Annotated in this window: 1 protein-coding gene; it reads left to right on the top strand. The window is 72.2% G+C overall.

Features of this window, described 5'->3' with window-relative positions:
• Nucleotides 1-109: 109 nt before the first annotated feature.
• Nucleotides 110-317, top strand: a 208-nt coding sequence (locus ACLZOT_RS51305) for a hypothetical protein (RefSeq protein ID WP_416976159.1), incomplete at its 3' end; no start/stop codon positions are given.

Here is a 317-nt window from a genome sequence, read left to right as displayed (position 1 = left end):
CATCGTCACCACCAGGTCGCGCGGCTGGTCGAGCAGAGCCGGCGTCATCGACCTGGAGGTGTTCACCAGGCGGGAGGCGGTGGAGCTGCTGGCCCGGCGGGTGCGGGGCATGACCGCCGACGCGGCGGACCGGATCGCCGAGCACCTGGGGGACCTGCCGCTGGCGCTGGAGCAGGCGGCCGGGTACATGGACTACAACCAGACCGCGCCCGGGGACTATCTGGCTCTGCTGACGTCGCGGCTGGAGGACATGATCGGGCTGGGCGAGCTGGTGGACCGGCCGACGGTGGTGGTCGCGACCCTGTGGCAGCTCAGCG

The sequence above is a fragment of the Streptomyces sp. 4F14 genome (assembly GCF_048159485.1).
Classification (GTDB): domain Bacteria; phylum Actinomycetota; class Actinomycetes; order Streptomycetales; family Streptomycetaceae; genus Streptomyces.
The sequence above is the reverse complement of the archived record's forward strand: the minus strand, read 5'-3'. Positions and strand labels throughout refer to the sequence as shown.